Source organism: Pseudomonas sp. 3JA (genome assembly GCF_036961705.1).
GTDB lineage: Bacteria > Pseudomonadota > Gammaproteobacteria > Pseudomonadales > Pseudomonadaceae > Aquipseudomonas > Aquipseudomonas fluorescens_Q.
The window spans coordinates 65,951-91,493 of sequence record NZ_JBAMDJ010000029.1 but is presented as its reverse complement, the minus strand read 5'-3'; the positions used below and the strand labels follow the sequence as shown (position 1 = coordinate 91,493).

Annotated in this window: 30 protein-coding genes and 1 pseudogene; 18 read left to right on the top strand and 13 right to left on the bottom strand. The window is 59.1% G+C overall.

Translation table 11 applies throughout. The annotated features are described in order from the left end of the window. The 3 genes from V7773_RS21395 to V7773_RS21385 all read left to right on the top strand — a co-directional run. Positions 1-362 (top strand): hypothetical protein (locus V7773_RS21395; protein ID WP_336075012.1); only part of this gene is annotated, 362 nt, incomplete at its 5' end. A gap of 361 nt (positions 363-723) precedes the next feature. Beyond that, positions 724-1,239: an AAA family ATPase gene (locus tag V7773_RS21390; protein ID WP_336075009.1), complete on the top strand. Its 516-nt coding sequence runs from the start codon at positions 724-726 to the stop codon at positions 1,237-1,239. Positions 1,240-1,482: 243 nt separating this feature from the next. Beyond that, on the top strand, positions 1,483-1,695 hold the full coding sequence (locus tag V7773_RS21385; RefSeq protein ID WP_063320332.1) for a hypothetical protein: 213 nt from the start codon (positions 1,483-1,485) through the stop codon (positions 1,693-1,695). A 172-nt stretch (positions 1,696-1,867) separates the two neighbouring features. On the opposite strand, the gene V7773_RS30545 is transcribed toward V7773_RS21385, so the two are convergent. The 3 genes from V7773_RS30545 to V7773_RS21375 form a co-directional block, all read right to left on the bottom strand. Continuing rightward, positions 1,868-1,981, bottom strand: coding sequence for a toxin-antitoxin system HicB family antitoxin (locus tag V7773_RS30545; RefSeq protein WP_442963495.1), 114 nt, complete (start codon positions 1,979-1,981; stop codon positions 1,868-1,870). Continuing rightward, the gene (locus tag V7773_RS21380; RefSeq protein WP_442963494.1) at positions 1,962-2,198 is read right to left on the bottom strand and encodes a type II toxin-antitoxin system HicB family antitoxin; all 237 of its coding nucleotides are present in this window, start codon (positions 2,196-2,198) and stop codon (positions 1,962-1,964) included. The genes V7773_RS30545 and V7773_RS21380 overlap by 20 nt, the downstream gene beginning before the upstream one ends. A gap of 97 nt (positions 2,199-2,295) precedes the next feature. Next, positions 2,296-3,180 carry a LysR substrate-binding domain-containing protein gene (locus tag V7773_RS21375; protein WP_336075006.1) on the bottom strand — a complete coding sequence of 295 codons (885 nt, stop codon included), beginning with the start codon at positions 3,178-3,180 and terminating at the stop codon, positions 2,296-2,298. A gap of 106 nt (positions 3,181-3,286) precedes the next feature. On the opposite strand from V7773_RS21375, the gene V7773_RS21370 reads away from it, so the two are divergent. The 4 genes from V7773_RS21370 to V7773_RS21355 all read left to right on the top strand — a co-directional run bounded on the left by V7773_RS21370 (position 3,287) and on the right by V7773_RS21355 (position 5,700). Beyond that, complete coding sequence (locus V7773_RS21370; RefSeq protein WP_336075004.1) at positions 3,287-3,736, top strand: PACE efflux transporter; 450 nt, start codon at positions 3,287-3,289, stop codon at positions 3,734-3,736. Between the two features lie 257 nt (positions 3,737-3,993). After that, complete coding sequence (locus tag V7773_RS21365) at positions 3,994-4,665, top strand: hypothetical protein (protein ID WP_336075001.1); 672 nt, start codon at positions 3,994-3,996, stop codon at positions 4,663-4,665. An 8-nt stretch (positions 4,666-4,673) separates the two neighbouring features. Beyond that, entirely contained in the window at positions 4,674-5,267 is a 594-nt protein-coding gene (locus V7773_RS21360) for a hypothetical protein (RefSeq protein ID WP_336074999.1), read from the top strand. Positions 5,268-5,547: 280 nt separating this feature from the next. Beyond that, positions 5,548-5,700, top strand: coding sequence for a hypothetical protein (locus V7773_RS21355; RefSeq protein WP_175456252.1), 153 nt, complete (start codon positions 5,548-5,550; stop codon positions 5,698-5,700). A 100-nt stretch (positions 5,701-5,800) separates the two neighbouring features. Here V7773_RS21355 and V7773_RS21350 read toward each other — a convergent pair whose 3' ends face one another. Then, positions 5,801-6,229, bottom strand: a complete 429-nt coding sequence (locus V7773_RS21350; protein WP_072339863.1) for a DUF2628 domain-containing protein — start codon at positions 6,227-6,229, stop codon at positions 5,801-5,803. A 294-nt stretch (positions 6,230-6,523) separates the two neighbouring features. Further along, entirely contained in the window at positions 6,524-7,438 is a 915-nt protein-coding gene (locus tag V7773_RS21345; RefSeq protein WP_092347437.1) for a LysR family transcriptional regulator, read from the bottom strand. A gap of 109 nt (positions 7,439-7,547) precedes the next feature. Here V7773_RS21345 and V7773_RS21340 point away from each other — a divergent pair, with 109 nt between their 5' ends. The 4 genes from V7773_RS21340 to V7773_RS21325 all read left to right on the top strand — a co-directional run bounded on the left by V7773_RS21340 (position 7,548) and on the right by V7773_RS21325 (position 10,511). Next, on the top strand, positions 7,548-8,633 hold the full coding sequence (locus V7773_RS21340) for a TauD/TfdA family dioxygenase (protein WP_092149325.1): 1,086 nt from the start codon (positions 7,548-7,550) through the stop codon (positions 8,631-8,633). Positions 8,634-8,637: 4 nt separating this feature from the next. Further along, positions 8,638-9,402, top strand: coding sequence for a sulfite exporter TauE/SafE family protein (locus V7773_RS21335; RefSeq protein WP_072339857.1), 765 nt, complete (start codon positions 8,638-8,640; stop codon positions 9,400-9,402). Between the two features lie 93 nt (positions 9,403-9,495). Beyond that, the gene (locus V7773_RS21330; RefSeq protein WP_336074997.1) at positions 9,496-10,206 is read left to right on the top strand and encodes an AzlC family ABC transporter permease; all 711 of its coding nucleotides are present in this window, start codon (positions 9,496-9,498) and stop codon (positions 10,204-10,206) included. Beyond that, on the top strand, positions 10,203-10,511 hold the full coding sequence (locus tag V7773_RS21325; RefSeq protein ID WP_063320341.1) for an AzlD family protein: 309 nt from the start codon (positions 10,203-10,205) through the stop codon (positions 10,509-10,511). The genes V7773_RS21330 and V7773_RS21325 overlap by 4 nt, the downstream gene beginning before the upstream one ends. 53 nt (positions 10,512-10,564) lie before the next feature. Here V7773_RS21325 and V7773_RS21320 read toward each other — a convergent pair whose 3' ends face one another. Both V7773_RS21320 and V7773_RS21315 read right to left on the bottom strand, forming a co-directional pair. Continuing rightward, positions 10,565-10,771 (bottom strand): hypothetical protein, encoded by a 207-nt coding sequence (locus V7773_RS21320; protein WP_027912993.1) that lies wholly within the window; start codon positions 10,769-10,771, stop codon positions 10,565-10,567. 232 nt (positions 10,772-11,003) lie between these two features. Then, positions 11,004-12,215, bottom strand: a complete 1,212-nt coding sequence (locus V7773_RS21315; protein ID WP_063320342.1) for an MFS transporter — start codon at positions 12,213-12,215, stop codon at positions 11,004-11,006. 128 nt (positions 12,216-12,343) lie between these two features. Here V7773_RS21315 and V7773_RS21310 point away from each other — a divergent pair, with 128 nt between their 5' ends. After that, complete coding sequence (locus V7773_RS21310) at positions 12,344-12,856, top strand: anti-virulence regulator CigR family protein (protein WP_063320343.1); 513 nt, start codon at positions 12,344-12,346, stop codon at positions 12,854-12,856. A 30-nt stretch (positions 12,857-12,886) separates the two neighbouring features. On the opposite strand, the pseudogene V7773_RS30540 reads toward V7773_RS21310, so the two are convergent. Then, positions 12,887-12,979, bottom strand: a pseudogene (locus tag V7773_RS30540) (metal ABC transporter ATP-binding protein); the annotation flags it as partial. Positions 12,980-13,367: 388 nt separating this feature from the next. Then, complete coding sequence (locus tag V7773_RS21305; RefSeq protein ID WP_018608201.1) at positions 13,368-15,212, bottom strand: sigma-54-dependent Fis family transcriptional regulator; 1,845 nt, start codon at positions 15,210-15,212, stop codon at positions 13,368-13,370. Positions 15,213-15,567: 355 nt separating this feature from the next. Between V7773_RS21305 and V7773_RS21300 the strand changes: the two genes are divergently transcribed. From V7773_RS21300 to V7773_RS21275, 6 genes are read left to right on the top strand one after another with little or no spacing between them, the layout of a single operon-like run. Then, positions 15,568-16,662 carry an ABC transporter ATP-binding protein gene (locus V7773_RS21300; RefSeq protein ID WP_336074994.1) on the top strand — a complete coding sequence of 365 codons (1,095 nt, stop codon included), beginning with the start codon at positions 15,568-15,570 and terminating at the stop codon, positions 16,660-16,662. After that, complete coding sequence (locus V7773_RS21295) at positions 16,662-17,771, top strand: ABC transporter ATP-binding protein (RefSeq protein ID WP_336074992.1); 1,110 nt, start codon at positions 16,662-16,664, stop codon at positions 17,769-17,771. Before V7773_RS21300 ends, V7773_RS21295 begins: the two co-directional genes overlap by 1 nt. Then, positions 17,768-18,634, top strand: a complete 867-nt coding sequence (locus V7773_RS21290) for a carbohydrate ABC transporter permease (protein WP_030142069.1) — start codon at positions 17,768-17,770, stop codon at positions 18,632-18,634. Before V7773_RS21295 ends, V7773_RS21290 begins: the two co-directional genes overlap by 4 nt. A 10-nt stretch (positions 18,635-18,644) precedes the next feature. After that, complete coding sequence (locus V7773_RS21285) at positions 18,645-19,445, top strand: carbohydrate ABC transporter permease (RefSeq protein WP_063320346.1); 801 nt, start codon at positions 18,645-18,647, stop codon at positions 19,443-19,445. 10 nt (positions 19,446-19,455) lie between these two features. Beyond that, positions 19,456-19,728 (top strand): DUF2160 domain-containing protein, encoded by a 273-nt coding sequence (locus V7773_RS21280; RefSeq protein ID WP_063320347.1) that lies wholly within the window; start codon positions 19,456-19,458, stop codon positions 19,726-19,728. A 48-nt stretch (positions 19,729-19,776) separates the two neighbouring features. Continuing rightward, positions 19,777-21,519 (top strand): ABC transporter substrate-binding protein, encoded by a 1,743-nt coding sequence (locus tag V7773_RS21275; RefSeq protein WP_063320348.1) that lies wholly within the window; start codon positions 19,777-19,779, stop codon positions 21,517-21,519. A gap of 121 nt (positions 21,520-21,640) precedes the next feature. Here the strand turns inward: V7773_RS21275 and V7773_RS21270 are convergent, their stop codons facing one another. The 4 genes from V7773_RS21270 to V7773_RS21255 all read right to left on the bottom strand — a co-directional run bounded on the left by V7773_RS21270 (position 21,641) and on the right by V7773_RS21255 (position 25,468). Continuing rightward, positions 21,641-22,579, bottom strand: coding sequence for an alpha/beta hydrolase (locus V7773_RS21270; protein WP_336074990.1), 939 nt, complete (start codon positions 22,577-22,579; stop codon positions 21,641-21,643). 252 nt (positions 22,580-22,831) lie between these two features. Beyond that, positions 22,832-23,623, bottom strand: a complete 792-nt coding sequence (locus V7773_RS21265; protein WP_336074988.1) for a carbohydrate deacetylase — start codon at positions 23,621-23,623, stop codon at positions 22,832-22,834. After that, the gene (locus V7773_RS21260) at positions 23,595-24,773 is read right to left on the bottom strand and encodes a GNAT family N-acetyltransferase (protein WP_336074985.1); all 1,179 of its coding nucleotides are present in this window, start codon (positions 24,771-24,773) and stop codon (positions 23,595-23,597) included. The genes V7773_RS21265 and V7773_RS21260 overlap by 29 nt, the downstream gene beginning before the upstream one ends. A gap of 5 nt (positions 24,774-24,778) precedes the next feature. Then, positions 24,779-25,468, bottom strand: coding sequence for an N-acetyltransferase (locus V7773_RS21255; RefSeq protein ID WP_336074984.1), 690 nt, complete (start codon positions 25,466-25,468; stop codon positions 24,779-24,781). Positions 25,469-25,543: the final 75 nt, after the last annotated feature.

Here is a 25,543-nt window from a genome sequence, read left to right as displayed (position 1 = left end):
CACCCGGCGCCTACATAATCTGTGCAGACCACGAGATTCGCCGAGCTGTCGGTTCCGACGAGCACGGTATCTTGACTATTGGCGAATCGGACAATTTACGGCGGCGTCTTGCTGCGTTTGTGCGCTGCGCAAGGAATCCCGGAGTCTCAGGGCATATGGCGGGCTGGCGGTTTAATTACGCCTCTTTCGAAACCGTTTTCCCTTTGGACACACTTTGGGTTAGCTGGTGTCCGACTCTCGATAAGACAGCCGCCTATGCAAAAGAAGGGGAGATGTTGGCCCTCTATTTGGCCCAGCATTTCGAGCTGCCTCCTTTCAACTACAAATTTAACTGGCCAAAGCTGGAAGTGGCAGTGCTTTAGCCCCAGGGGAAAGCGGGAGAAAACCACGATTATGGGACGGACTGATTACAGATAAACTCAACATCGTGGATTGTCACCGGTTTCTAGGCGTCGACCTACCTTTGGCACGCAAAGAAAAGCCCGACTGGGGAGGCCGGGCTGAAAGGGTTTCACTAGGAGCTGAGATGACCATAGGCGCTCGGCTGTGAAAGGAATGTGAAAGATTGCGTTCAGTACGAGTTTTAAAATCGTGGTGCCCCTGGTTCCATTAAAGAAATGTTGATCCAGCTGTCGACGTGGCGAGCGAGTGAGATCGACCAATCGCTGCCGCATAACCGGCTGCCGCCTACACTGGATTAGTTCATTAATCGAAGGACATGGAATGCTCATCGTCTTCAGCGGCCTTCCCGGCACCGGAAAAACGACTATCGCCAATGATCTCGCCGCTACGACAGGCGCTGTGTACCTGCGGATCGATACGATTGAACAGGCGATTCGAAACTCGGGTGTTCTTGCGCAAGATGTGGGGTGCAGTGGTTACATGGTCGCCAATGAGCTTGCGCGGAGTAATCTCCGTTTGGGCCGCACAGTCATCGTTGATTGTGTCAATCCCGTCCTCGAAAGCCGAATCGCGTGGAGCGAAATAGCCTCACAGGCGAGTTGTCGATTGGCAAACATCCAAGTGATTTGCTCCGATAAAGATGAACATCGGCGTCGGGTCGAAACAAGGAGGGTTGATATTCCCGGGCTGACGCCACCCACCTGGCAGTCGGTACTGGATCACGAATATGAGCCGTGGGATGAAGCTACGTTTTGCATAGACACAGCTCTGATCTCTCCGGTGCAAGCGGTCGCGATGATCATCAATCGACACGGTGGTGCTGACGGATTTTTGTAAATTGCTGACCACATCGTTACGTGATGGTTGTGATGTCATGATGTGATTGGGAGACGACTGCGGGCGTAGGCGGCGGAATAATGAAGACGGGCGACTTATAGGTCGCCCGGAGCCGGTTAAAGGCGGCTACGAAATGAATTTACCGGCGGTCCGACCTTTTGGAATTGCTGTCGCCCGGGGGACTCCGCTCATAGAGAAATATGTGTTTCTCAATTGCGGTGAACCCCGCCCGAGGTAAATGGAATGACGTCGTTCGAAGAATTCAGGGCCACATCCCATGAGCTTCTCAAAGAGCTAGACGCTGCGACGATAAAAATGATGATGCTGGTTTCTGCGAAAGAGGTATCCGGTCCTTTTTGGGAGGATGCTGCCCAGCGGCATCATGATGCTGTAGATGCTTGGCATTCCTTTCTCAATATCCCTACGGATTTCGCTGCGAATCCGACTCTTCCCTAAACGGGCGGAAGGAAAGGGTCGGCGATTTCCTCTGTTCTTCCGCGCTACAGGCGTCACGGGGGGGCAGTTACGCTCGGACGGCCACAGATTCAAAAAACGAAGGCAGACCACGATTATGAGACGGGCCGATTACAGGTAAACTTAAATCGTGGTCTGTCCTCGTTTTTTTCTGTCAGGCGTGTGCTGCGCGCTCAAACACCTCGTCGGCCCATTGGTTAAGGCTCTTGCCGGCAGCTTGGGCTGCAATGGTCGCGGCAGCATGCACTTCAGGACGAATGCGCAGCATCACCTTTCCAGAGGCAGGCTTCTCGGGGCTGACTCCTTGTTCGACAGTCCGCCAAATAATCCTCGATTGCACTAGCAAATTCGGCGTGCAGCTCTGTCACAGAGTCGGCGTGAAAGCTGATGATGTCACGTACTCCCAGAACTCGACCGACGAAGATGTCGTCACGCTCATCAAACTCAACACGAGCTTTGTAGCCCTTATAGGTCATGCTGTTCATAGTTCAACTCCTGCCCGCTGGAGAAATTCTCGAGCTTCTTCTACCTGATATTTCTTGGCTTCCTTTCCTGGGTGCGAACTCCACGGTCATTGCTCATTCAGCCGTTACTCCGCCCCAACAACCACTCACTAAACCCTCGCACCGCCACCTGCCGCTCCCGCCCCGGCACGCACACCACGGTATACCGCGCACCCGCCAAGCGAACCTCAGGGCGATATTCAACCAGCTCCCCACGCGCAACAGCCTCAGCAACCAACACATTGCTGGCAAGCACTAGCCCGTGCCCGGCGATCGCCGCCTGCAGGGCGTGCTGTTCCTCGTCATAACGCCGAAAACGCGCGTTCTCCAGCCAGCCCAGGGTGCCGGCCTTGGCGCACCATGCAGGCCAGTCGACTGCAACGTTTGCGCTGCTCAGCCATGGCACGTCGATCAGTTCGACGGGTGAGCCCGCCGCGGGTGGTTGCCAACCGGGGCGGCAATAAACGCCAAAGTGCTCATCCAACAGCGGCTGTTCGAACAGCTGTGGGTCCGGCCTGAAGAGGGCGCGTATCGCCAGGTCGATGCTGGCGTCTCGTCGCAGGTCCACCACGTCGTTGCTGCTGTGCAGCCTGACGTCGATCTCCGGGTGTAACCGATGAAAATCCCCGAGCCGAGGGATCAGCCACAGGCTGGCGAACGCCGGCGTTGTGCTCACCACCAGGGACTGCGCGGCACACGATGGCGACAGCATCTGCAGGCCCTGCTGGATATCGAGCAGGGCGCGGTGCATGTAAGGGTGAAGGCGCTCGCCGTCGGCGCTCAGGCGCACGCTTTGGCTAGAGCGTTCGAACAGCCGAACGCCAAGGAAGGCTTCAAGGCTTTTGACCTGATGGGAGATCGCCGCCGGGCTGACATTCAGTTCCAGGGCTGCTGCCTTGAAGCTGCCTAGCCGTGCGGCAGACTCGAAGCCACGCAAGGCGGTGAGGGGCAGTTTGGCGAACATGGGCGGGCAGGTTACTCAGGTTGAGCGTGGCTCAATTTAGCTCAATTGTGCGCGGGTGCTCAACTTGCCAGGCTGTGGTCTCCCACCTCACTCCAGGAGCTCAGCGATGCAAGGCACGCCCCGTAAAATCCTTCAGGCCATCCTCTACGAAGCCGGCGGTGTGCTGTTCGTGTCCCCGGCGCTCGCGCTGACCTACGAACAAGGGATAGGTTATTCAACTCTGCTGTCGCTGGTGATTTCTGCCGTCGCGCTGGCTTGGAACATGCTTTTCAACGGCCTGTTCGAGTGGTGGGAGCGCCGCCAACCCAGTCGCCATCGCAACTGGCAGCGACGGCTGCTTCACTCCCTGGGATTTGAAGGCGGCTTGACGTTGATCCTCACTCCAGTGATTGGCGCATGGTTGGGCATCAGCCTGTGGCTGGCGCTGGTGACCAACCTGGGGTTGTTCGTGTTTTTCTTTTTTTACGCGCTGGTTTTTCAATGGGGGTTCGATCGAGTGTTTGATGTTCCGCTTTCGGCGCAGGCTGATCAGGGTTCTGTCTCTAGCGCCCGCTGAGTCAGTGGTATGAATTGGAAGGGATTGAGGCTGACGGCAAAAAGGGCCAGGCTTAAGTCTCGAGCTTCTAATCGAAGTGGGTGGAATTTCATCAGCTCTCCCTGCTGTAGAAAAGTATCGTCCGGCAAAGGCTACACCAAGAAAGGGTTAGCCTCCCGGCGCAAGGTGGGGGGCCGGGCGGTTACGTTCGAAAGGCAGCAGCTCTCCAGGTAGTGGCGATTAAGTGGCATGATTAGCGCTCACCTAAGGAGAGACGCATGCAATTTTTACAAAAAGAAAAACGCCATTATCTGACTGACGAGTTTATCGGCACGGAGCAGGGGTGTGGCATATTCATACCGGCCAACAAAGCGCTCTACAACTTCGTGCAAGAAAATCCCAGCCATACCGATCATGCGCAGGTGGCTTCAAAGGCGCTGATCATTGGGCGCAGCCTGGCGGCATCGGTCGAGCGTCGCACCAAGGATGAGGAGGATGGCTATGAGGGCTCCACAGGAGGCTTCTATTCGCGGTTGGCTCAATCTATTTGCAGCTCAGACGTAGGTTTGCAAGCGTCCCTTCTTCCAGTCGGGGAAAGGCTTGCCGGATCTGTCTGTACCGCCGTGAATAAGGTGCATTCTCGACTCTGCGAGGCCATCAGTGCCGTCACAAACAAGGACGCAAGCAGCTTCGCTTCGAAGTATCTGCACTTCCATTATCCGACTTTGTTTCCAATGGTTGATTCGCGAGCCAGGGAAGCGTTGAAGTGGATCGCGGATGAGGAGGGGCTGGTTTTCGCTCCGACCACGGCGGGCATGTCAAAAAATTACCCAACCTACGTAGGCTTCTACATACACGTGCGTAGCCTGTTTGAAGAAGAACTCGGCCGGGAAATCAGCCTTAGGCAGATGGATAATATTCTGCTTAATCGTTACGACAATTGGGTTTAGGAGACCGTATGAAACGGACTGTGGTCGTTGCGATCGCAATCGCGATTCTGAGCGGGTGCACGACGGGGCCCGCCTGGAAAATATCCAGTGAGAGCGAAGTATTGCCCAAAAGAACCAGTTTGATCGTCACGACTGGAAACTACACAGCGGGTAACTCGTTTCTTAATACTTCGAACATATTTCCAGTTGTACGTAAAGAGGGCGAGGAGATCTATGTCGGACTGATGTCCAATGGAGATGTTCGGATTCCGATCGTAACGGCTCAAATATGGATTGATCAGAACGAGGTATGGACAATCTCGTCTCAGGAGACCCCTGTGATCTTGGAGAAGCCATCTCTGGAATATGTGTTGAGGCCACGTTCGGAGCTCACAAGACAAGCCCAGGCGCAGGGTTTGAATATTCACAAAATATTGGGTGGTTGCGCAGTGACTGGAGGGGACAAAGCCAAGGCAATTCTTAAACAGATGCTCAGGGGCAGCGTTTTAAGATTCAGGACGATTGGTATCGATAAAAACGTGTCTCCGACCCAGGAAGTAGTCTTGGACGAGTCGTTTTCTCAATCGCTCGGATGGGCTGGGATTGATCAGAAGAGTTTATAAACCTCTGCATTGCGTCTGGCGTGGGTTGTCTCTCCATTCGGGCTCGGGCCTTGGTAATGCCCTTGTCGCTTCGGCGCGTAGATCGACCGCTATGAAACCGCACATTGGCGCGCCGGGGCAGGGTGTCATTGGTCGGCGACTCGTCTAGACCGGGGGTTTATGCCGGGTCAAGGGTTGCCACTCAGGTTGTTGGCGACTACCCTGAAAATGTTTGGATTGTTACGAGAAAATTCAGGCGTGGCAATTTTCGGTCAACCGACTTAAGGATGAGGTGAACACAATGTTTTCTCATGAAGGTGCTGCAATAGAGGTGCTGCTATTCATTTTTGGCTTTGCCGGGTTTGCCCTGGCACTGTGGTTTGTTCACGCCTATTTTGAGCGAAAGACTAAAAATGGTGTAAAAAAACAACATTCAGCTCAGCGGGGCAGTTGAGCGTCGGCTGATACTCCTTCCCAAGAATTTTTAATCCTCAGAAACAACAAGCCCGCACACTCATGATGAGGCGCGGGCTCTCGATGACCCAAGCCTGCAATCAGAGACGCATGCCTTTGAACGGGTTCCAGCCTTGCTCGCCTTTCACTTCCTTGAGGTAGTAGGCGTAGTTGGCCATGAGTGCGTACATCATCGACATGGCGATGCTCAGGCCTGTACTCAACGGCCGCGGAAACTCCATGCCGAGGATCGCGAAAATCACGCTCAACGCGATATTGATCGCCAGGAAAATACCCAGCAGGGCGAGGTTTTTCTTCCAGAGGCCGAGGACGAACAGGTAGATAGGGCCAAAGAAAAAAGCAATCACGTTGGCGTTGATGAGGATTTTCTTCTTGACGCCTGGCAGCGTCTTGACGGCTTCCTTATAGCGCGGGTCGTTTGGTGCGCCATAGGTTTCAAAGAAGTCAAAGCGTTCCTGCCACTTGGCGCTGTATTTACCCGTGCTTTGTACTTGTTCAGTTGTGCTCATTTTGCAAGGCTCCTGCTTTCCATTAGTAATTTTTCTTTCTTCCAAGAAATCCTGTGCGCTGTTTCTAGCGCATTGATTGCTTTGATCTTTGACGAAGGGCGCGAGTGAGTCGCCTGAGGTGTTTATTTTGCCGTTTTATGGGCCTTGGTGTGGAACATTCCGCACTGGCCGCTGGAACGGTCGCCTGGTCTGTGACGTGCTTCACCCTATTTTTTCAATGGGGCCCCCGGTGTGCTGAATCCGGATCGGGAGCAGCAGGTCGAGAACAGAGCAGCACAACTAGACGGTTGACCTTCAGGAGCGGCTGACGCGGTCACCGTAGACACGGATCATGTCCAGCAGGTTCTTGACCCGCAGCGGCAGGTTGCCGGCTGGATAGACCGCATGCATGCGCGGGTCTTCACCCGTGCTGGAGGTTAGCTTGTACTCAGGGAACACCCGCACCAGGCGTCCCGCAGCCACTTCCGGCTCCGCCAGCCAGTCGGCCAGGCGGGCAATCCCGGCACCGGCCAGCGCAGCCTGGAACACCGCCGTGCCGGAACTGAAGCGAAACTTGGGGTGCACGCGAAAGCTGCCGGCCTGGCCCGGCCCACGAAAATTCCATTCCTTGAGAATCCGCGGCGCCGTGTGCAGGATCAATGCGTGCTGTTCCAGCGCCTCGATGGATGTCGGCAGCCCGCATCGCTCCAAGTAGCCAGGGCTGGCATAGAGGTAGCGCGAATAGCTCCACAGCGGGTAGCCGATCAGGTCGCTGGATTGTGGGAAGGCGCCGCGAATCGAAAAGTCCAGCTTGCCCTCGACCGGATCGACCGCCGCATCGGTAAAGATCACATCCACGCTGACATCGGGATAACGCTGGCTGTACTGGGTGATCAACTGGGGGACCACCGTGTGGGCCAAGGATTGCGGTGCGGAAAAGCGGATCCAGCCGGTGGCCAGGCCGCTGAGCCCGGCCAGGTCCTCGTCCGCCTCACGTTGCAGATCGAGCATTCTGTGGGCGTGGGGCAGTAGCCGCTCGCCGGCCTCGGTCAGCGTCACGGCATTGGCCGAGCGATTGAACAGCTTGACCCCACTGCGTTCTTCCAGCCCTTGAATGACGCGGGTCAGCGAGCTGGGGGAGCGCCCCAGGCTGCGGGCTGCGACGACAAAGCTGCGCTTGCGGGCCACCGTCGCAAAGGCTTCAAGATCAGCCAACATATCCAGTGCCACCGGCTACCTCATTGCACTTTTCACAATATGACATTGCAACACAAAAAAGCCCCTTCCGTTAGCCTTCCCGTTCTCAGCACAAGGACGTAGGTAGACAGGAGCGATGGATATGTCAACGCTGGATGAAACGCTCAGAAAAGCAACCGCCCTTGCGGGCGAAGCGACCCACGAATGGCTGGTGCCAAAAGCCCCCCTCTCGACAGAAAAGCCTTTGGTCGAATTACAGCTTTCCTACGAAGAAAAAAGAAAACTCCACAACGAACTCAGGCATTTCGCGATCGGCGACAGCGCCAGCGGCCTGCGGCAGATGCCCGCCCTCGGACGCTGCCTGGAACAACTGCTGGCTCCGGAAAAATCCCGCTTGCTGCGTGATTTCCAGCACTGCGACGAGGTGGCGCTGGTGATCCGTGGCCTGCCGGTCGACGCGCAGTTGCCGGCGACGCCCTACGGTGGCAACCCGGATATCGCCGAACTGCCGGTGGTCGCCGGGGCGATCCTCGCGGTACTCGCCGTGCTCGGCACCTGCCCGGTGGGCTACCAGGGCGAGAGCGAGGACAGCATATTTCGCCATGTCTCGCCCAAGCAGCAGCGGGAAACCGAGAGGAGTTCTTACGGCTCGCGCCTGGACCTGGGCATGCATGTCGACAATCCACACCTGCCGCTCAGTTGCGAGGCCGTGCAGCAGTTGTCTGCCTGCCCCGAGTACCTGAGCCTGACCGGCTTGCGCTGCGAGCTGACGGTGCCGACGCGGATCGTCGCGATTGCCGACGTGCTCAACATGCTGCCGGACTTCGTCGAGCAGGAGCTGCTGCGCCCGAGCTTTTCGGTCCGCCGGCCGGACTCGTTCGCCCGCCAGGACACGGTCCTGGAACAAGTCCCGCTGCTCTACCGGCCCAGCAGCGGCGGCCTGCACTGTCGCTACAACATGGCCAGCATCAGCGCTCACTGCGAGCACTCGCGACTGGCCCTGCAACTGTTCGCCGCCGCCGCCAATCACCCCGACGTGGTCCGCTCGGTACTGCTGCAGCCCGGCGACATGCTGATCTTCAAGAACCAGCAGACCCTGCACGCACGCGATGGCTTCGCGCCGCGCTACGACGGCCTGGACCGCTGGATGCTGCGGGTCTTCGGCGTCAACGACCGCAAGCGCCTGCTCCCGTTTTCGGCCACCCACCCCTTTATCGCCAGAGCCTGATCCAATGTTCGATATCGTCCTGCTATGTGTCTTCGCCTTCGCCGCCGGCCTGATCGATGCAGCCGTCGGCGGCGGTGGCCTGATCCAGATCCCGGCACTGTTCAATGTGCTGCCCGGCGCCCAGCCCGCCGCCCTGCTCGGCACCAACAAGGTCGCGGCGGCCTGCGGCACGGCCTTTGCCGCGCGCTCGTTCGTGCGCAAGGTGGTGATCGACTGGAGCCTGGTGGTTCCTGCCGCCGGCGCGGCCTTTGTCATGGCCTTCGCTGGCGCGGCGACGGTATCGCTCGTGCCGCAGGCCGTGATGCGCCCGGCGGTATTGGTGCTAATCGTGCTGATGGCGATCTACACCTTCTGGAAAAAGGACTTCGGCAGCCTGCACAAGCCCATGCGCATTGGCACCAAGGAGAAGCTGCTGGCGGTGCTGGTCGGTGGCGCCATCGGTTTCTACGACGGTTTGTTCGGACCAGGCACCGGCAGCTTCCTGATCTTCCTGTTCATTCGCTGCTTCGCCTTCGACTTCCTGCACGCCTCGGCGTCGGCCAAGCTGGTGAATATCGCCACCAATGTCGCGGCGCTGCTGTTCTTTATCCCGAGCGGCAACGTGCTCTACTTGGTAGCGCTGCCGATGGCGCTGTTCAATATCCTCGGCGCGCTGACCGGCACCTGGCTGGCGGTGCGCAAGGGAGTGCCCTTTGTCCGCGCGTTGTTCCTGGTGCTGCTGGTGATTCTGATCAGCAAGCTGTCCTATGACCTGATCTCGGTGGGTTGAGTTACCCATAGCCCCGCCAAAAAGTGTTCGGCAAGCAGATTCAGCCCCATACTCTCGGTTTTTGCACCGTAGATATCCAGATGAGGCCCTGTTTTGTCGAATGTTGAACCCCAGTTGCACGCGCTGACGTTGAATCACATCTATGACGGTTTCAAACAGCTGATCCCAATCTCTCTTTTCGTCGTCGTGTTCGGCGTTGCTTTCGGCCTGGCGGCTGCGCAAACGGGCTTGAGTGATACGTCAGCCGTGCTCATGAGCACGCTGGTTTTTGCCGGCGCTTCTCAATTTGCCGCACTGGATCTGTGGGGGCAGCAAGTGCCGGTCGTTCCCCTGATGATCACCGTCTTCGCTATCAACGCCCGGCACTTGTTGATGGGCGCGACGCTTTACCCGTGGCTGCGGGAGCTGCCCGTTGCCAAACGCTACGGTGTCATGCTGGTTGTTTCGGACGCCAACTGGGCCATGGCGATGCAGGCGCTCGGTCGTGGCAAGCCGGGGCTCGGGCTTTTATTCGGCGGCGGCATTGCGCTCTGGGTCGCGTGGATCCTGGGCAGTTGGCTGGGACTTCATTTCGGCAGCGCCATTGAGAACCCGGTCAGTTTCGGGCTCGATATGGTGATGGGCTGTTTCTTGTTGGCGATGGTCGTGGGCGGGAAGAAAAACCTGCGCATGTTCATTATCTGGACCGTGGCGGCCTGCTCATCGCTGTTGGCTTACTGGTACTTGCCGGCGAACAGTCATGTCGTGGTCGGCGCTTTGGCGGGGGGCATTCTGGGTGCGCTGTGGATGGAGAAAACACAATGAGCATTGAAACGGCGGGTTACGGCACCCTGATTGTCATATTGATAATGGCCGCGGTGACATTGGCGACTCGGTGGGGCGGTGTTTTCGTGATGTCGTTCGTGCCGATCAACTATCGGGTGCAACAATTCATCACGGCCATGTCCGGTTCGGTGTTGGTGGCGGTGTTGGCTCCGCTGGCGGTTAAAGGTGATAACGGCGCACGCCTGGCTTTGCTGACTACGGCGATCGTCATGCTGATACTGAAAAAACCGTTGCCGGCAATTGCGGCCGGCATACTTGCAGCGGCTTTAGCCAGGCAGTTCTGAATGGTCGAGTCGCCCGCGAACAAGCGAGCGACGAAACCCCATCAACACCCAGGTCAAAAACTCAGCGCCGCCGCTTCCCCAAACGAGTGATCCTGTACACCCGTCATAAAGTGCAGCGACATCTCCTGTGGCGCCTCGATGGGTGGAATTTCAAAACTCCCCACCACCTGCCCCTGAAGCGCACTCAGCCGCATCGACTCTTCTTCCTTTAACTTTGCCATTCTCGCGTGATTCGCTGCGATTTCGTTGAGAGTTGACACGGTACATCTCCGTTTGCTGACCAAGCATTGATTAATTTGCCGCCGCGTCAGAATTACGTCGTTCTTGGCTGCTGAGACAAGTCAGTGCAAGCCCTGAGCCAGACGTGGCCGCCTGTTGGCTCCGCCACTGGACAGGTGACGAATGGCGGGGCAGACGTGCATTGACGGCGGCAACGTTGCAACCATGCCTCAACAATAAGTCACTGATAATACAAACCGCTCCCCGGCAGGGTCAGTCGGTCTCGGCGCTGTAGATGCTTGACCGGTGTGTCGAATACCTGTGCACCACAACCACCCCGGCTCCGATCAGGCTGGTGGCCACCGCCAGCAGCAGAATCACCTGCTGCGTTCCAATAGGCGCGGCCAGCACCGCGACCAGTAGGCCTGCGAGTGGTTGCGACAGGTTGTTGAGCAGCGTGATGACGCCGACGGTCTTGCCGAAGTCCTGGGGCGGAATGACTTGCTGGCGGAGGGTGCGGAAGTAGACGTTGAACATTTTGTCGAAACCGACAATCAGCAAGAAACCGACGACGTAGCCCCCTGTGTTCGGGCTGAGCGCAGTGATGAAGGCGCCGACGGCAATCAGCGTGTAGGAGAGGGCGCCCAGCAGTTTCAAGGGCAGGGTCAGCCGGGCGAGGAGGAACAGAATGAGGATGGTGGTCACGGCACCGGCTGCCTGTAAGCCTGCGTAGTCATCCTTGCCGGCGCCGTAATGGCCGATGACCATGGCCGCCGAGGTGGCGAGGGTGACGCCGATGATCAGGTTGACGCCCACTGCCAGGCTGATGATTTTTTTCAGTTCTGCCAGGTTGCGGATGTGGCCGAAGGCAATGCGCAGCGGGTTCAGCCAGAGGTCATGATGCTGCTCGAAGGTTTCCAGGGTGACCGAACTGATGCGTTGCCAATACAGCATCGCCAGGTCTGCCAGCAGGAACAGCCCGGCAATCGCTAGTACCACCCAGTGCCACGCCCACACCTCAAGCAGCAGCGCAGCGATCAGCGGGCCCAGCACCAAGCCGGTCTGGTCGGCTATTTGCGAGTAGGACAGGGTCTTGGTGTAGGTGTAGTGCTTGAAGATGTACGGCATCACCACTTCGCGGGCCATGATGCCCTGGGTGGTCAGCACGCCGCACAGGGCCGAGAGCGCGACGATCCAATAGATCCCGCCGAAGACGCCATGGAGCACGACCGCCACCCCGCAGGCGACGGCGCGATAGACCTGGCTGATGTGCAGGATGCGAATCGGCGAGAACTTGTCGCACAGCGCGCCGCAGATCGGGAACGACAGGTAGCGTGGCAGGGACTCGACGAAGAACGCCAGGCCTGCCCAGGAGACGCTGTTGGTGGTCTGGAAAACAATCAGCGGGACGATGAACAGCAGAATCTGGTCGGCCAACCGGGAGAGGAACATCGAGACGAAAAAAGCCAGGTAATCCTTGCGCATGAAACTCCTTGATTGCTGTGTTCAGGTGCATCCGGTCCAGGCAAGCGGCGCGCAGTGTGATATGGAACTAATATCACCGTTAGTCTCTATATCTTTACAGGGGACATCCCTTTTTTGAGAGAACTGCCATGTTCAAATCGCGCTCGTTGATTGCTGCAGTGACGTGTTTCGCCCTGGCGGCTGGCCCTGGCATTGTTGTCGCGGACCCGGGCAACGGCAAGGGAAATGCTCAATTCGATCAAGGCCCCGGTCATGGACAGGGAGGTAAAGGCGGGCAGGGTAACAAGGGCGGTCAAGGCAATCCCGGCAACAAGGGCAACCAGGGCGGCAAAGGCAACCAAGGTGGTGGCGGCGGCGATTGGCATAACGGCCCGAGCCTCGACCGCAGCGGCATTCTGGGTGTGATTGGCGGCTATCGCGATTACTGGAGCCCCGGCCCGGCGTTGCCGCCAGGCATCCAGAAAAATCTTGCACGAGGCAAGCCGTTGCCACCCGGTATCGCCAAAAAGCTCGATGGGCGACTGCTGGGGCGGTTGCCGCACTATGACGGTTATGAGTGGCAACAGGTCGGCACGGACCTGATCCTGGTGGCGATTGCCACTGGCATCATCTATGAAGTGCTCAATGGTGCGTTCGACTAAGTCGGAGTAATGCCAATCAGTTAAGCAACACACCTGTGGGAGTGGGCTTGCTCGCGAAAGCGGTGGGTCAGCTAGCGATGATGTTGGCTGTGCCGACGCCTTCGCGAGCAAGCTCGCTCCCACAACTGGATTGGAGTATGACTGGGAGAGCCAGGCCGGCTGTCAGGCGCGCCTCGCGGTGGACGTTGATCTCGGCGCCCCGTTAACCACGATGGCCGAACGCAGGTATTGCGTAGTGGGCATCCCGGCATGGATGCCGGGATAGCCGCGCTGGGCCATGGATGGCCCTTCGCGGCGGGCCCACGGAGCAATGCCGGAGTGAGGGCACACCGAGCCTAGGCGAGGTGCCGAGTGGTGGGGTAAAAGCGCTTTGGTTACTTTCGCCTGGGCCGGCTTCCGGATTTTCGAAAGTGACCCGCCGTCAGGGCGGAACCCTAAGTGGCCGTTACCGCAGCAATGGATATGTACTCAATCAACAAGAGCAAGCCCACCCACTCCCACAGGTTTCGTATCAGCTTTCAAGTTGCCGCAGCCGTTTGTACAAGGTATTGCGGCTGACGCCCAGCCGTCGCGCCAGGTGTGAAATGTTCCCGCCCACTGCCTGCAACTGACGGTTCAGGTCCTCGGCATCGTTCAGGTCCACCGTCAGCGGCTCAGGCGTTTCCACCGGTTCCATTTCAAGGTCGACAAAGAAGTCGTCGGGCAGGTGTTCCGGGCGGATCGGCTGTTCCTCGGCCATCGCCAGGGCCACTTGCAGCACGCTGCTGACCTGTCGCAGGTTGCCCGGCCATGGATGGCGTTCGAACAGGTCCAGTACCTCGCGGCTCAGGCCGGCCCATTGGGTCGGTTCGCGGTGGTGTTCCCAGAGGCGTTTGAACAGGGCCTGTTTGTCGCTGCGTTCGCGCAGCGGTGGCAGCTCCAGCGTCAGGCCGCCGATGCGGTAGTACAAGTCTTCGCGAAACCGCCCCAGTTGCACCTGTTCACGCAGCGAGCGGTTGGTGGCGGAGATGATGCGGATGTCCACTGGGAACAGCTCGGCGCTGCCCACCGGCTGTACGCAACGTTCCTGCAAGACCCGCAGCAGCCGGGCCTGGGTTGGCAGGGGCATGTCGCCGATCTCGTCGAGGAACAACGTACCCCGGTCGGCCTTGCGGATCAGGCCGATGCTGCCTTTCTGGTTGGCACCGGTGAAGGCGCCTTTTTCGTAGCCGAACAGTTCCGACTCCACCAACTCGGCGGGGATCGCTGCGCAGTTGACGGCAATGAACGGCTGCTTGCAGCGTGAACTGGCCTGGTGCAGCGCTTTGACGAAGACTTCCTTGCCGACACCGGTCTCGCCGTGGATCAGCAGCGGAATGTCCTTCTCCAGCAAGCGCTCGGCCTGGCGCACGGCTTTCTCCACGCGGCTGTCACCGAAGTGCAGGGTGTTGAGGCTGATGGCGTTGCTGGCGGGGGCCGGCGCAGGTGCTGTTTCGGTGAACACGCGAGCCTTGATCGACACCTGGCTTGGGCGCCTGAGCAAGCACTGGAAACGGTTGCTACCGGATGCTTGCAGGGCGAATGGCAGGCCGTCGGGTTGGTTCAGCAACTCCAGCAGCGAAACCTTGAACAGGCTTTCGATGCTGACCCGCGACAGGCTCAGGCCCAGCAGGTTGTCGGCCCGACGGTTGGCGGACAGGACCTGGCCGCTCTCATCGAAGATCAGCAGTCCGGCCCATTGGCTGTCGAGGTTGTTCAGGCCGGTGTTGAAGGTCAGTTGGAAGTGTTCACCGCGAAACAGGTTGAGGATCAGCCGGTTCTCCACGGTCTGGCTCATCATCTTGACCATGCCCAGGGTGTGGGAGGGCGGCAGGTAGCTGTCGCTGGAGACGTCGAGCACGGCGATGACCTTGCGCTCGGCATCGAAGATCGGCGCGGCCGAGCCGGTCATGAAGCGGTTGGCCTTGAGGAAGTGTTCATCGTGTTCGATGTGCACCGCCTGTTCGCAGGCCAGCGCGGTGCCGATGGCGTTGGTGCCGGTGCAGCGTTCCATCCAGCTCGCCCCGGCGCTGAAGCCATGGGCCAGTTTCGGCTCGATGAAACGCTGGGTGCCCCAGGAGGTCAGCACTTGGCCCTGGTTGTCGGCCAGCATGATCAGGCAGTTGGAGTTGCTCAGGATGTTTTCGTAGTACGGCAAGACTTCCTGGTGGGTGGTCTGCACCAGCGAATGCTGGCTCTCCAGCAACTGGGCGATGCCTTGGGCGGGCAACTGGTCGAAGGCCGGCACGCTTTGATGGTTCAGGCCGAAGGCGCGGCAACGGGACCAGGAGGCCTGGATGATGGCCTCGTGGGACAAGGCTGGAGCAGGTGCGGCCATGGGGCACTCTCGCAGGAGCTGTTTTTATTGTTGTGGCAAGTCTCGCACAGACTCCTTGTGCTGGGGCAGGCCTGAATACCACTTCATACACAAGCCCTTGTGGGAGCGAGCAAGCTCCCACAAGGGCATGGCCAGGCTAGCCGAAAACGTTCTTTCAGTGTTGTTCAAAATTGTTCATTGTCAACCCGTGAGTTGTTCAGTTGTTCAGTCGTGGCTGTTCACTTGTGTTCATCTGCGAACGTGGCTTTCTCAAGTTTTCTGAAAAAAACAAGCCAGATCAGCGGCTTGTCATTTCTGGCACGGCTTTCGCTTTCTAACTCGGGTCGCTTGACTCCAATAATAAAAAGGCCGAGCCATGTCATTAAAGCTTGAGCACATCTGTCGCACCGTCGAAGGCCAGACCTGGATCGACGATGCCAATCTGAGTTTCGAACCCGGATCCTTCAACGTCCTGTTGGGCCGTACGCTGTCCGGCAAGACCAGTCTCATGCGCCTGATGGCCGGTCTGGACAAGCCCGACAGCGGCCGCATCCTGATGAACGGCGTCGACGTCACCCACCGCCCGGTGCGGCTGCGCAATGTGTCGATGGTTTACCAGCAGTTCATCAACTACCCGACCATGACTGTTTTCGAAAACATCGCCTCGCCGTTGCGCCAGGCCGGTGTGTCCAACGAGGTGATCCAGAGCAAGGTGCTGGAAACCGCCAGGATGCTGCGCATCGAGAAATTCCTGCAGCGCCATCCGCTGGAATTGTCCGGCGGCCAGCAGCAGCGCACGGCCATGGCCCGGGCCTTGGTCAAGGACGCCGAACTGATCCTGTTCGACGAGCCACTGGTGAACCTGGACTACAAGCTGCGTGAAGAGCTGCGCCAGGAAATGCGCGAGCTGTTCCAGGCCCGCCATACCATCGCTGTCTACGCCACCACCGAGCCCAACGAGGCGTTGGCCCTGGGTGGCACCACCACGATCCTGCATGAGGGCCGGGTGATCCAGAGCGGCAAATCGTCCTCTGTGTATCACCAGCCGCATACCGTGCTGGCCGCCGAGTTGTTTTCCGAACCGCCGATCAACCTCATGCCGGGTCGTATCGCCGGCAACGAAGTCAGCTTCGCCAATTTCGTGCACTTTCCGCTGAATGTCGACCTGCGCCCGGTGGGCGAGGGTGAGTTCCGTTTCGGCGTGCGCCCCAGCCATATTTCCCTGGTGCCGAGCAACGACGACGACCTCGAACTGGCGGTGACCGTCGAGGTGGCCGAGATCAGTGGCTCGGAGACCTTCCTGCACGTGCGCAATGAACATTTCCTGCTGGTGCTGCACTTGCCAGGAGTGCATGAGTACGACGTGGATGCGCCGATCCGCATCTACATTCCGACCCATAAACTGTTTGTCTTCGACGCCCAGGGCAAGCTGGTCCAAGCCCCAGGGCAGCGTATCGCGAGGGTTGCCTGATGGCCGAAATTCGTTTGCAGAACCTCGCCCACAGCTACACCAGCACCCCGGCGGGCCCCGAGGACTACGCGATCCGCGAGATGAACCACATCTGGGAGCAGGGCGGCGCCTATGCGCTGCTCGGACCTTCGGGCTGCGGCAAGTCCACCTTGCTCAACATCATTTCCGGACTGCTCAGCCCCTCCGAAGGGCAGGTGATGTTCGACAGCAAAGTCGTCAACGACCTGACCCCGGAGCGGCGCAACATCGCCCAGGTGTTCCAGTTCCCGGTGGTGTACGACACCATGACCGTGTTCGACAACCTGGCGTTCCCGCTGCGTAACCAGGGCATGGCCGAGGCCAGGATCCACACCAAGGTCCAGGAAATCGCCGAGGTCCTGGACCTGCAGAACCTGCTGGACAAAAAGGCCCGCAACCTGACCGCCGACGAAAAACAGAAAGTCTCCATGGGCCGCGGGCTGGTGCGCGACGATGTGTCGGCGATCCTGTTCGACGAGCCACTGACCGTGATCGACCCGCACCTGAAATGGAAACTGCGGCGCAAGCTCAAGCAGATCCATGAGCAGTTCAACATCACCATGGTCTACGTCACCCACGACCAGTTGGAAGCCTCGACGTTCGCCGACAAGATCGCGGTGATGTACGGCGGCCAGATCGTGCAGTTCGGCACGCCCCGGGATTTGTTCGAGCGCCCGAGCCACACCTTTGTCGGCTACTTCATCGGCAGCCCGGGGATGAACCTGATCGAGGTCACGGCACAGCCCGGTGGCGTCGGCTTCGCCTCGACGCACTTGCCGCTGTCGGAAACCTTGCAACGGCGGGTCGCCGAAGCCGAAGGTAAAAGCCTGAAGGTCGGTATCCGTCCCGAGTTCGTGCATGTCTGGGATGGCCCTTACGACGACGCGATGCAGGCTGACGTGGTCCATGTCGAAGACCTGGGCACCTACAAGATCCTGACCCTCAACCTCGATGGCGCACCCCTGAAGGTCCGCCTGGCCGAAGACAAGCCGGTGCCGGAAGGCACGGCGTACATCAGTTTTCCGGCCCAATGGCTGATGGTCTATGCCGATGAATACCTGCTGGAGCCGTTGAGCGAGGTGCAGCCATGAACAAGGTGCAGAACAACAAGGCGTGGTGGCTGGTACTGCCGGTGTTCCTGCTGGTGGCCTTCAGTGCCGTGATCCCGATGATGACGGTGGTCAACTATTCGGTGCAGGACATCTTCGACCAGTCCAGCCGCTACTTCGTCGGCGCCGACTGGTACAAGCAGGTGCTGCTCGATCCACGGCTGCACGATTCGCTGCTGCGCCAGTTCATCTACTCGGCGTGCGTGCTGCTGATTGAAATCCCTCTGGGCATCGCCATCGCCCTGACCATGCCGACCAAGGGCAAATGGTCGTCCCTGGTGTTGATCATCCTCGCGATCCCACTGCTGATCCCGTGGAACGTGGTGGGCACCATCTGGCAGATTTTCGGCCGCGCCGACATCGGTTTGCTGGGCTCGACCCTCAACGGCCTGGGCATCAACTACAACTATGCGGCCAACACCATGGACGCCTGGGTGACCGTGCTGGTGATGGATGTCTGGCACTGGACGTCGCTGGTGGCGCTGCTGTGCTATTCGGGGCTGCGGGCGATTCCCGACGTGTACTACCAGGCCGCGCGGATCGACCGGGCGTCGAACTGGGCCGTGTTCCGTCACATCCAGTTGCCGAAGATGAAAAGCGTGCTGCTGATCGCGGTGATGCTGCGTTTCATGGACAGTTTCATGATCTACACCGAGCCGTTCGTACTCACTGGCGGCGGGCCGGGCAACGCCACCACGTTCCTCAGCCAGACCCTGACGCAGATGGCCATCGGCCAATTCGACCTGGGCCCGGCGGCGGCGTTTTCCCTGGTGTATTTCCTGATCATTCTGTTGGTGTCCTGGCTGTTCTACACCGCCATGACGCACTCCGACGCCAACCGTTGAGGCCCGCACGATGAGCAAGAGAAAGCTGATACCCCTGCTGATCTACATCCTGTTCCTGCTGGTGCCCATCTACTGGCTGCTGAACATGTCGTTCAAGAGCAACACCGAGATCCTCGGCAGCCTGACCCTGTGGCCGCAGGATTTCACCTTCCACAACTACAAGGTGATCTTCACCGACCCGAGCTGGTACACCGGTTACTTGAACTCGCTGTACTACGTGAGCCTGAACACGGTGATCTCCCTGGGCGTCGCGTTGCCGGCCGCCTATGCGTTTTCCCGCTATCGGTTCCTGGGGGACAAGCACCTGTTCTTCTGGCTGCTCACCAACCGCATGGCGCCACCGGCGGTGTTCCTGTTGCCGTTCTTCCAGCTGTATTCGTCCATCGGGTTGTTCGACACCCACATCGCCGTGGCCCTGGCCCACTGCCTGTTCAACGTGCCATTGGCGGTGTGGATCCTCGAAGGCTTCATGTCCGGGGTGCCGAAAGAAATTGACGAGACCGCCTACATTGACGGCTACAGTTTCCCCAAGTTCTTCGCCAAGATCTTCATTCCGTTGATCGGCTCCGGCATTGGCGTCACGGCGTTCTTCTGCTTCATGTTTTCCTGGGTAGAGCTGTTGCTGGCGCGCACGCTCACCTCGGTGAATGCCAAGCCGATCGCGGCGGTCATGACCCGTACGGTGTCGGCGTCCGGTATCGACTGGGGCGTGCTGGCGGCGGCGGGGGTGTTGACCATCCTGCCGGGCATGCTGGTGATCTGGTTCGTTCGCAACCACGTGGCCAAGGGCTTTGCCCTGGGCCGGGTCTGAGGAGTCGATGATGGAATGGATGAACTGGACCGCCCCCACGGCGGCGTTCTTTGGGGTCATCGCCTTGCTGCTGGCAGGCATGACCACGTGGGAATTGCGTTCGCCGAGTATCCCTCGGCGTGGTTTCCTGCCGATTGCCACCACCCGTGGCGATCGGTTGTTTATCGGTCTTCTCGGTAGCGCCTACCTGCATCTGCTGGTGATTGGCGTTACCGACTGGAGCATCTGGATAGCGTTCGCGTTGTCTGTGGTGTGGCTGTTGGCAGTGATGCGGTGGGGCTAATCGCGACAATTCGACGATCAGGCTCTTAAACCCAAACAGGAGGTCTCTATGTTCGATAAAAACAATAAGCTGCGACATAGCGTTTCATTGGCAGCCATGCTGGCACTCAGCGGGCTGAGTGCTGCGGCCTGGGCCGACGCCTATGAAGACGCCGCTAAAAAGTGGATCGGCAGTGAATTCAAGCCGTCTACCTTGACAGCCGAGCAGCAGCTCGAAGAACTCAAATGGTTCATCAAGGCCGCCCAGCCGTTTCGCGGGATGAAAATCAACGTGGTGTCGGAAACCATCGCCACCCACGAATATGAATCCAAGGTGTTGGCCAAGGCCTTCAGCGAAATTACCGGGATCCAGCTGACCCACGACCTGCTCCAGGAAGGCGACGTGGTGGAGAAGCTGCAGACCCAGATGCAGTCGGACAAGAATATCTATGATGGCTGGGTCAACGACTCGGACTTGATCGGTACGCACTTCCGCTATGGCAAGACCGAATCGATCACCGACCTGATGGCCAATGAAGGCAAGGACTTCACCTCGCCGACCCTGGACCTCAAGGACTTCATCGGTATCTCCTTCACCACCGCGCCGGACGGCAAGGTCTATCAACTGCCCGACCAGCAATTCGCCAACCTGTACTGGTTCCGCGCTGACTGGTTCGAGCGTGCGGACCTGAAGGCCAAGTTCAAGGAGAAATACGGCTACGAGCTGGGCGTGCCGGTGAACTGGTCGGCCTATGAGGACATTGCCAAGTTCTTCTCCGAAGACGTCAAGGAAATCGACGGCAAGCGCGTCTATGGTCACATGGACTACGGCAAGAAAGACCCGTCCCTGGGTTGGCGCTTCACCGATGCCTGGTTCTCCATGGCCGGCGGCGGCGACAAGGGCCTGCCCAACGGTTTGCCAGTGGACGAGTGGGGCATTCGTGTCGAGGATTGCCATCCGGTCGGTTCCAGCGTGACCCGTGGCGGCGACACCAACGGTCCCGCGGCTGTGTTCGCGACCACCAAGTATGTGGATTGGATGAAGAAATACGCACCGCCGGAAGCAGCGGGCATGACCTTCTCCGAGTCCGGCCCGGTGCCGTCCCAAGGCAACATCGCCCAGCAGATTTTCTGGTACACCGCTTTCACCGCCGACATGACCAAGCCGGGCCTGCCGGTGGTGAACGCCGATGGCACGCCGAAATGGCGCATGGCACCTTCGCCACGCGGCCCGTATTGGGAAGAGGGCATGAAGCTGGGGTATCAGGACGTGGGTTCCTGGACGTTCATGAAGTCCACGCCGGAGAAGCAGAAGCTCGCGGCCTGGCTCTATGCGCAGTTCGTGACGTCCAAGACCGTGTCGCTGAAGAAAACCATCGTTGGCTTGACGCCGATTCGTGAGTCGGACATCAACTCCCAGGCGTTGACCGACCTGGCGCCGAAACTCGGTGGCCTGGTGGAGTTCTACCGCAGCCCGGCCCGCGTGCAATGGACCCCGACCGGGACCAACGTGCCGGACTACCCGCGCCTGGCTCAGCTGTGGTGGAGCCACATCGCCGAAGCCGCCAGTGGCGAGAAGACCCCGCAGCAGGCCCTCGATGGCTTGGCCAAGGACCAGGATGCGATCATGACGCGCCTGGAACGCTCCAAGGCCCAAGCCACCTGCGCCCCGAAAATGAACCCCGAGCGCGACGCGCAATACTGGTTCGACCAACCGGGCGCACCGAAGCCGAAACTGGCGAACGAGAAGCCTAAAGGTGAAACAGTGAGCTACACCGAGCTGTTGAAATCGTGGGAGGCAGCACGCAAGTAAAGCCCCAAGCGTGAAAACGAACGGCACCGAAAGGTGCCGTTTTTTTTTGCGTGCGCTTGCACCGCTATCGCGAGCAAGCTCGGCTCCCACTGGGGATTGTGGTGATCTGAAGGGCGAGTGATCAGCCCGCTTTGGCCGGGCTGGCCAAGGCGTTTCCGGCCACGGGCGATGGTGGGCTTTTCATCAGGGCATTCAATGCCTGCCCGTAGTTTTTGCCCGCCAGGCTCATGCTGTTGTTATGCGTCGCCCCCGGCACCAGCAGCAGGCGCTTGGGCTCCCGGGCGGCGTTGAACAGTTGCTCGCTGAAGCGCGGCGGGACGTAACGATCGGCAGAACCATGGACCACCAGCAGCGGCATGTTGATCTCGCCTATTTTGTCGATAGAGTCGAATTTCTGCGACAACAGCCAGCGCACCGGCAGGGACGTATTTGCCATCGCGGTGGCGACATCGCCCAGGGAGGTGAACGTGGATTCGATGATCAGGCCGCGGACCTGGGCCGCGCCATTCTTCGCGGCCTCCTGACCCAACTGCGCAGCGAGGTCCACCGCGACGGCACCGCCCAGAGAATGACCGTAGATCAGCCGCAGGGCCGGGTCCGGTTGCAGTACCTTGAGGCGTTCCCAAGCGATGCGTGCATCCTCATAGACGCTGGCTTCCGACGGCAGATCCCCATGGCTTTTGCCAAAGCCACGATAATCGATAGCCAGCACCGAATAACCCAGCGCCCTCAGTTGCTGGATACGAAACAACTGGCCGGTCAAATTCCAACGCACACCGTGCAAGTACAGGATCGTCGGTGCGTTCTTGCGTTCGGCCGGCCACCACCAGCCGTGGATATTTTCCCCGGCCTTGAAACTTTTGGGCTTGAGATCGAATTCCTGCACGCCGCTGGGAAGCCCACTGAACCAGCTCGCCGTCCCCGGTTCGATGCGAAAGACCAGCTCGCGTTCCTTATGTTGCAGCACTGCACAGCCCACCGGCAGCCCGACCACCATTGCGCTCAGGACAAGGAAGGCCAGCCAGCGCCGCCGAAGGCGAGAGAATAAAGGTAAAGGCATCGACGCAATTCGCAACTCGAAACAGAAGATGCCTTGTAGCAGATTCTCCGGAAGCGGCGCAGGGATTTCCGTCTGTCATTCGTCTGAAGCGTGCTTTTCGGCGTTGGGAAATCTCCAATCCCTGTGCCTTACGCCCTATTCCTTTGGGGAAAACCGCCATGCCTCGCTGGCACGGCTGTGCTGCACTGACTGAGAATCTTGGGGAGGGAATGAACCCCTCCCCGCAATCAAGTCTCTATGGCAGAGGGGGCATCACGCATCCTCAAGCTCAACTAGCTCAAACGTCCGCTCAGTGTTGCCATACCCCACCTTCGGCACCCCCGCCAGTCGCTGATGCAGCACCTGGGTCAACGAGCAGCCAGGAGCCAGGTAGGTGTCGCCGAAATCACCATCCAATTGCACTGGATGAACAATCACTTCCAGCAAACCATGGTCCGGTGCCGCGGCGTGCTGCAAGTCGGCTGGCGTGCAGACATAGTCGGCCGTCGAGCCGCATAAACGACGCAGGCGGCGGTTGAGCAAGGTCTTGAAGATGCGCTTGGGGAGATTCAGGTTTGATCCGAGGTTGCGCGCCAGGCGAATGGGCACATCTTGTCGAGCAGCGAAGCGCGCCACCAATGCTCCGATGGGCCAGATGTTATGTACGTGTTGATGGGAATCGAGGTGGCTTGGGCGCAATCCGTGGTCCAGGCAGCGTTGCCATTGCGCCTGGAGTTCGTCCTGTATGGCGGCGCGGTCCTTTGAGCCCAGGTGCAGGCAATAGCGGGACAGGCTGAAGTTGAACTGGCCGTCCACATCGCAAAACGCCGGGCGTGATTGTATGGCCTGGCTCAAGGGCTGCCCATGGCTGAGATTGATATGCAGGCCGATGCGTCCCTTGAGCCGGGGCTGTCGGGCCAGGACGCACGCTTGTTCGAAGCCCAGCGTATTGGCCATGAGGGTGGCGGAACTGATCAGTCCTGCTTCGAAGGCTCTAACGATTGTCGCGTTTTCGCTGAAGCACAACCCGAAGTCGTCAGCGTTGATGATCACTTGGCGGGGCATGAGAGATCTCCTGTTCCTTGGGGATAGAGGGTGCATCTGTTGTCGCGTTTTTTTGAGGAGGGTGTTTGCGAAGCCAGGGTTTAAGACTTTTCCAGAGCCGTAAGGCGAGCCCGAGGATCAGGCCATCGGGTTGCCAGGAATAAAAACTCCAACGCCAGTGCTCCAGTTGTCCGGTCATGCGTTCGTGCAATTGATGGCTGGAATTATCGAGACTGACCCGTGATGCATCGATCCATCGCCAGTTTTCGTCCAGTCCCCAGTGAATCCACTCTTCGAGCAATACCCGACCGCTGCCCAGGTCGGCGTGCTGCGGCAGGAACGCCAGGTTGTAGTCGTACAATCGGCCTTGGTCCAGCAGGCCGAGGCGATAGCTGATGCATTCGCCGTTCAGTTCCAGCAGCACCACCCGCACCAGGCCCTGGGCGGCGAGGGCGGTGAAGGCGTGGTTCATCCATTGCCGACGCCTGGGGTCGGAGAAGATGCCGACGCCTTCCTCGCCTTTCCAACTGGCGGCCTCGACATTGGCAAGTGCCCGCAACAGCTGTCCCATGCTGATGGCGTCCGGGGTCACTCGGCGGGTTTCGGCACCGCAAGCGGCGATCCGCTTGCGCGCCCGACGCAGCTTGTAGCGTGGATCGCCAGAGATTTCCTGATGGTCGCTTTCGCTGATCAGGTGCACCGGAACCCGGCAACTGAGCCGCCGTTCTCCGGTGGAACTCATTGCCATCCAGGTGCTAAGGACGCTTTGCTCGCCGACCGGCTCCACCACTTCATTGAGTTGCAGCATCGCGTGGGGCACCTGCTGACGGATCTGCATCAGCGCTTGGCCCATGCCTTCGGCGTCCAGGCGCGCCAGCAGGGCGATGCGGTCGGCCAAGGGGTAACCCAAGTGATGCAACACCCGGAACCGCAGTCCGCCGATACGCTCACGTCCTGAAACCAGGGGCAGGCATAGCGACAAATCCTGGTCCTGCCAGCCCAGCAACACATGCAATTGCTGATCAGGCAACAGGGCAAATTCCGCCGCTTGCAGCCAGGCCAGGGTGTTGAACGGTGTTGCGTCGACCACCTGGGTTCGCAGCTGTTCATAAGCTGATACAGGAAAGTCCTCCGCGCCCAGGGAGCGACACCATTGGAACCGGATGGTCATGGATGTCAGCCCGCCGCAGTGGATGGAACCGGCTTGGCCGGTTTACGAAAAGAGTCCAGGATCGAGCCGGTGTAGAACGAGTCACGGAAAAAACGCCAGCGCCCGAACAAGCGATATATATGGGTGATCTGGCCACGTTCCTGAAAGTCCATTCGCAGGTGCATCTTGACGGCTGGAATGTTCCATAGCTCGCAGACGTCGACCACTCTGTTGCAGCCTTGGCCGGCCATCGCTTTCCACAGTTCCAATTGGAAATCCACCGATAGCCGGGTTCCCCAGTAAGCGCGGTACAGCTCAGCGCCAAACTCGAAGAACTCACCCGATTTGACCGGGAACCAGCAGCGAAAGTAATGGCGGTCGAAATAATCCCGTGCAGTACCCCAAATGAACGCGACGGTGTCACCCTTGTCGTCCAGGTACATCAGCCCGGTGTGGCCGTCGGCGGCCAGTTCGCGCATGGTCTCGACACGGTCGCCAAAGTAAGTGGCGAAGGCATCGGCGTTGCGGGTGGTAATGGATTCCCGGCGCAACGCTGCATAGGGCCTGAGGTTGTTAGGCCGTATCGGACTGACCAGATCGCGTTCCATCCACACCAGTTGCTCGTGGAAATACACGTAGTGTTTACACAGCTGTTTCAGGACGGCGCGTAAACCTTTTTTCTGAATGCGATCAAGCAATTTCTGCAAGATGTTCATGGTGCCTCCTGACGGGGGATGGACGAAAGGGGGGTTACCCCGCCGCTGAGGCAGCAGGGAACCATACCACTGGAA

Bases quoted from the DNA above. Each gene is read 5' to 3' on its own strand.
- V7773_RS21390 (WP_336075009.1), top strand. From the start codon at position 724: ATGCTCATCGTCTTCAGCGGCCTTCCCGGCACCGGAAAAACGACTATC.
- V7773_RS21385 (WP_063320332.1), top strand. From the start codon at position 1,483: ATGACGTCGTTCGAAGAATTCAGGGCCACATCCCATGAGCTTCTCAAA.
- V7773_RS30545 (WP_442963495.1), bottom strand. From the start codon at position 1,981: ATGCTGCGCATTCGTCCTGAAGTGCATGCTGCCGCGACCATTGCAGCC.
- V7773_RS21380 (WP_442963494.1), bottom strand. From the start codon at position 2,198: ATGAACAGCATGACCTATAAGGGCTACAAAGCTCGTGTTGAGTTTGAT.
- V7773_RS21375 (WP_336075006.1), bottom strand. From the start codon at position 3,180: ATGTTCGCCAAACTGCCCCTCACCGCCTTGCGTGGCTTCGAGTCTGCC.
- V7773_RS21370 (WP_336075004.1), top strand. From the start codon at position 3,287: ATGCAAGGCACGCCCCGTAAAATCCTTCAGGCCATCCTCTACGAAGCC.
- V7773_RS21365 (WP_336075001.1), top strand. From the start codon at position 3,994: ATGCAATTTTTACAAAAAGAAAAACGCCATTATCTGACTGACGAGTTT.
- V7773_RS21360 (WP_336074999.1), top strand. From the start codon at position 4,674: ATGAAACGGACTGTGGTCGTTGCGATCGCAATCGCGATTCTGAGCGGG.
- V7773_RS21355 (WP_175456252.1), top strand. From the start codon at position 5,548: ATGTTTTCTCATGAAGGTGCTGCAATAGAGGTGCTGCTATTCATTTTT.
- V7773_RS21350 (WP_072339863.1), bottom strand. From the start codon at position 6,229: ATGAGCACAACTGAACAAGTACAAAGCACGGGTAAATACAGCGCCAAG.
- V7773_RS21340 (WP_092149325.1), top strand. From the start codon at position 7,548: ATGTCAACGCTGGATGAAACGCTCAGAAAAGCAACCGCCCTTGCGGGC.
- V7773_RS21335 (WP_072339857.1), top strand. From the start codon at position 8,638: ATGTTCGATATCGTCCTGCTATGTGTCTTCGCCTTCGCCGCCGGCCTG.
- V7773_RS21325 (WP_063320341.1), top strand. From the start codon at position 10,203: ATGAGCATTGAAACGGCGGGTTACGGCACCCTGATTGTCATATTGATA.
- V7773_RS21315 (WP_063320342.1), bottom strand. From the start codon at position 12,215: ATGCGCAAGGATTACCTGGCTTTTTTCGTCTCGATGTTCCTCTCCCGG.
- V7773_RS21310 (WP_063320343.1), top strand. From the start codon at position 12,344: ATGTTCAAATCGCGCTCGTTGATTGCTGCAGTGACGTGTTTCGCCCTG.
- V7773_RS21305 (WP_018608201.1), bottom strand. From the start codon at position 15,212: ATGGCCGCACCTGCTCCAGCCTTGTCCCACGAGGCCATCATCCAGGCC.
- V7773_RS21300 (WP_336074994.1), top strand. From the start codon at position 15,568: ATGTCATTAAAGCTTGAGCACATCTGTCGCACCGTCGAAGGCCAGACC.
- V7773_RS21295 (WP_336074992.1), top strand. From the start codon at position 16,662: ATGGCCGAAATTCGTTTGCAGAACCTCGCCCACAGCTACACCAGCACC.
- V7773_RS21290 (WP_030142069.1), top strand. From the start codon at position 17,768: ATGAACAAGGTGCAGAACAACAAGGCGTGGTGGCTGGTACTGCCGGTG.
- V7773_RS21285 (WP_063320346.1), top strand. From the start codon at position 18,645: ATGAGCAAGAGAAAGCTGATACCCCTGCTGATCTACATCCTGTTCCTG.
- V7773_RS21280 (WP_063320347.1), top strand. From the start codon at position 19,456: ATGGAATGGATGAACTGGACCGCCCCCACGGCGGCGTTCTTTGGGGTC.
- V7773_RS21275 (WP_063320348.1), top strand. From the start codon at position 19,777: ATGTTCGATAAAAACAATAAGCTGCGACATAGCGTTTCATTGGCAGCC.
- V7773_RS21270 (WP_336074990.1), bottom strand. From the start codon at position 22,579: ATGCCTTTACCTTTATTCTCTCGCCTTCGGCGGCGCTGGCTGGCCTTC.
- V7773_RS21265 (WP_336074988.1), bottom strand. From the start codon at position 23,623: ATGCCCCGCCAAGTGATCATCAACGCTGACGACTTCGGGTTGTGCTTC.
- V7773_RS21260 (WP_336074985.1), bottom strand. From the start codon at position 24,773: ATGACCATCCGGTTCCAATGGTGTCGCTCCCTGGGCGCGGAGGACTTT.
- V7773_RS21255 (WP_336074984.1), bottom strand. From the start codon at position 25,468: ATGAACATCTTGCAGAAATTGCTTGATCGCATTCAGAAAAAAGGTTTA.